Source organism: Marinobacter vinifirmus (genome assembly GCF_002258215.1).
Taxonomy (GTDB): domain Bacteria; phylum Pseudomonadota; class Gammaproteobacteria; order Pseudomonadales; family Oleiphilaceae; genus Marinobacter; species Marinobacter vinifirmus.
The window spans coordinates 1-3,387 of the sequence record NZ_NEFY01000047.1 but is presented as its reverse complement, the minus strand read 5'-3'; the positions used below and the strand labels follow the sequence as shown (position 1 = coordinate 3,387).

The 3,387-nt window shown below is 48.8% G+C and carries 6 protein-coding genes; 4 read left to right on the top strand and 2 right to left on the bottom strand.

Features of this window, described 5'->3' with window-relative positions; genetic code table 11:
• Positions 1-12: 12 nt before the first annotated feature.
• Both B9Q17_RS17895 and B9Q17_RS17890 read right to left on the bottom strand, forming a co-directional pair.
• Entirely contained in the window at positions 13-267 is a 255-nt protein-coding gene (locus B9Q17_RS17895; protein WP_227513253.1) for a BrnA antitoxin family protein, read from the bottom strand.
• Entirely contained in the window at positions 260-571 is a 312-nt protein-coding gene (locus B9Q17_RS17890) for a BrnT family toxin (protein ID WP_027830483.1), read from the bottom strand. The genes B9Q17_RS17895 and B9Q17_RS17890 overlap by 8 nt, the downstream gene beginning before the upstream one ends.
• 47 nt (positions 572-618) lie before the next feature.
• On the opposite strand from B9Q17_RS17890, the gene B9Q17_RS17885 reads away from it, so the two are divergent.
• From B9Q17_RS17885 to B9Q17_RS17870, 4 genes are all read left to right on the top strand, one after another.
• Positions 619-1,083 carry a hypothetical protein gene (locus B9Q17_RS17885; protein WP_154707680.1) on the top strand — a complete coding sequence of 155 codons (465 nt, stop codon included), beginning with the start codon at positions 619-621 and terminating at the stop codon, positions 1,081-1,083.
• Between the two features lie 98 nt (positions 1,084-1,181).
• Positions 1,182-1,994 (top strand): HNH endonuclease, encoded by an 813-nt coding sequence (locus B9Q17_RS17880; protein ID WP_094626211.1) that lies wholly within the window; start codon positions 1,182-1,184, stop codon positions 1,992-1,994.
• Positions 1,995-2,084: 90 nt separating this feature from the next.
• Positions 2,085-2,549: a GNAT family N-acetyltransferase gene (locus B9Q17_RS17875; RefSeq protein ID WP_094626209.1), complete on the top strand. Its 465-nt coding sequence runs from the start codon at positions 2,085-2,087 to the stop codon at positions 2,547-2,549.
• A 121-nt stretch (positions 2,550-2,670) separates the two neighbouring features.
• Positions 2,671-3,264, top strand: a complete 594-nt coding sequence (locus B9Q17_RS17870; protein ID WP_094626208.1) for a DUF2971 domain-containing protein — start codon at positions 2,671-2,673, stop codon at positions 3,262-3,264.
• Positions 3,265-3,387: the final 123 nt, after the last annotated feature.

Sequence of the window (3,387 nt, the reverse complement as noted above, 5' to 3'; positions counted from 1 at the left end):
GGCGTTAGCACCTCATGTCCGACGGCTGTCGTTCACGTCGTCCGCAAGCCAAGCCTTGATTAGTGATTGATAGGGCATGTCCCGCTTGTTGGCTTCGATTTTGATCCGATCAAGCAAGGTTTCCGGCAACCGGAGTGAGATCGTCTTGGTTGAGGGTTTCAGCTTCGGGAACGATGCCGGCTTGGCCTGACTCCAATCCAGGTAATCTGTGGAATCGTGGGTTTCCCAGAACTCCCGCTCTTCTGCTTCAGTTTTAAATTCAGGCATCTTTTTTAGCTTGCTCATAAACAGCCCTCTCTTTACGGTGCATGTCGCGAGCGGAAATCACTCTGATCAGCGTACCGTTCTGCCTTAGTGTGAACGTAATGTGGAGTAGTCTCTCATCATCCGTTACACCAAGGGCATGAAAACGGGCCTCAGTCTGGCTATGCTTGGAGTCATCCAGCACCAGAAGCGGCTCGTTAAAGAAAATTTCTTCCGCTTCGGACTGGTTTACGCCGTGTTTCTCCGCGTTCTTGCGGGAGTTGCCTTCGTCCCAGTCAAAGCCAGTAACTTGTGCCCAGTTGATCATAAAAGTATATTATCAGCATATACATTGGCGTCAACAAGTGCTAACCAATGCAGGCACGGCGACGCCCTTTACATTGCGCCTTCGGCTCTATTTCAAGGGCGCGCATGCTGCAGGCGTTAGCATCGAAGAAGGAGTCAAAATTGAGATTGGGAATCTTCCTTGTATTTATTGCTTTACTAGCTGGATGTGCGGCCCATCAGCAACCCGTTCCTGCAGCAACAAGTGCAGGCGGAACCGTTGAGCCCACTTTTGAGCACGAAGCTGTTGGAGAGGCCTCGATCATGACGAATCAGGCCTTGAAGTCGTACCGGGAGGAATATGTCAATGCAACCCAACACAAAGCTTTTGCTCAATCAGATGTTGGTGCCTGGTCTTGGAAGTCAAATAGAACCTCAATAAAGCACGCGATAGAGAACTCTCTGATAGATTGTCAAAAAAATAACAAAAGACATGAAGCTGAATATCCGTGCAAGATTATCAATGTTAACGGGAAATGGGCCGGGGAGCGCTAGGTGCTAACAAGGCCAGTCACGGCGACGCATACTACATTGCGGCTTCGCCTCCATTCCGTAGCCGCGCATGCTGGCTGGCGTTAGCTGAAAAGGACCACATGAGCACATTTCTACTCACATGGAAACCGGATGAATGGGGTTATGAAAAGCTCCAAGAGCGTTTAGAGGCGCACGCGTCTGGGGAAGTCGTTCAGCGTTGGAGTTGCGGTCGCACAAAGAAAATTCCTCTGGGTTCGAGAGTCTTTCTTACCAAGCAAGGTAAGGGCTATAAGGGGATATTTGGCTCTGGTCATGTAGTGGAAGGACCATTTGAAGAGCCACACTTCAACGAGGAAAAAAGAAAAGCGGGTAAAAGATCGCTATATGTAATGGTGAATTTTGACCGGCTATATGATCCCTTATCAGAAATAAAAATCGATCGTTCGGAACTGGAGGCATTCGATCCAAAGGTTTGGGACTCTCAGGGCTCTGGTAAAACAATACCGGAGGAAGCGGCTTCAAATCTTGAAGAGCTGTGGTTAGAAAGAACCGGAGGCGTGGGGATTCCTTATGCCGATGAACTCCCAGAAGATACTGTAGTTAGGGAGGGGGCCGCTAAGAAAATTCGTGTGAATGCTTATGAGCGAAGCCCAGAGGCTAGGGACCGCTGCATCAAAAAATGGGGGCTGAATTGTGCTGTATGTAATTTCCACTTCGAGTTGTTCTATGGGCAACTTGGCAAGGGGTACATACACGTTCATCACTTGAAGCCTTTGGCTGAAATTCGGGAAGAGTATGAAATTAACCCTGAAGAAGATTTGCGGCCAGTTTGCCCCAACTGTCATTCGATGCTCCATCGGAATAAGCAGGTTCTTTCCATTGAAGAGCTACAAAAGCTGGTGCACACCTATGGTGGTCGCGTGGGCAGCTAACAAGGCCGTCAACACGGACGCATTTTTCGTTCGCGTTGCTCACTACAAATGCGCCGGTTACGGCAGGCGTTACATGGTGAAGCCAGACCTATGATTTCGGTGAAATTGAGGAACCTTCGTCACCAAGATAAAGAGGCTGTCATTGCCATGCTTGGAGATCCTAAGGTAATGAGGTTTCTTGGGCCTCGTCGCGCCCTGGCTGAAGATGAGGCAAATTCGTGGTTTGAGAGTGCGCTTACTAACCCGACCCGCTTCGCTATTGCCAACGCTGATACTGACGAGTTCATCGGGTTCTGCGGCATTAAACAGATAGATGGTGTTCCGGATTTCGGCTATTTCATCAGATCAGAGTTTTGGGGCAACGGCATAGCTACCAAGGCATGCGAGTTGGCAGTTGAAAGGCTATCCTCCGAGATCGGATTAGATACCGTTCAGGTTTTCATCGCGGATGGCAATCTGGCTAGCCAGAGAGTAGCTCAAAAATTGGGATGGCAGGCCACGCACAATGGTACTAAGGATGGAGAGTATGGCCGATACTACCGAATCACCATGTAACCAGGCGGTCAACCGGACGCCAAAAGCGTACCGCTTTTGGTTCCCTCCGCTGCGCTCCGGCGCCGGTTACCATCAGCGTTAGGCATTCAATGAGGGAGGTTAAGTGAGAGTTTTTCATTTCATGCAGAAGCAACATGCAATAAGCAACCTAGAGAGGTTCCGGCTTAAAGTTGCTACCTTGGATAGCATGAATGACCCATATGAACTCTTCCTCAATTTCGACGGGGCTTCCAGAGACGACATTGAAAAATTCAAAGAACACTTTACTGTAAAATCTGGATTTTTGTGTTTCTCAAAAAACCTACATGATCCTGTTCAATGGGCGCACTATGCAGATAACCACAGAGGTATCTGTTGGGAGTTTGATATTCCAGCGCATCTTTTAAACAGAATTGAGTATGGAGAGGAACCGATTAACCTTGCCCAGAGAGATGAAGACTGGCGAGATAATCTGGTGAAAGCCACTCTCCGAAAATACGATGGATGGTCTTACGAGCAAGAATATCGAATTCTGGTGGACTTAGAAGCTGAAGAGATTATTCGCGAATCTGGGCTTCATTTTGTCAAACTCGAGAAGATTGTTTTTCCAACTCGAGTCTATGCTGGCATTCGCTGCGAACTATCCGCCGAAGAGAAGGAGCTTTTCTACCGTAATGATCTTGAAGTTATTCAGATGGCCCAAGATCATCGGTCTTACTCCATCATTCCGGCCTAACAATGCAAGTCACGGCGACGTATACTTCATTGCGGCTTCGCCTCCATTCCGCAGCCGCGCATGCTTAGCGTAAGCGTCCGCCCATCACACCTTGTCAGGTGTAGCCGGCGTCCAGTTGTGGGG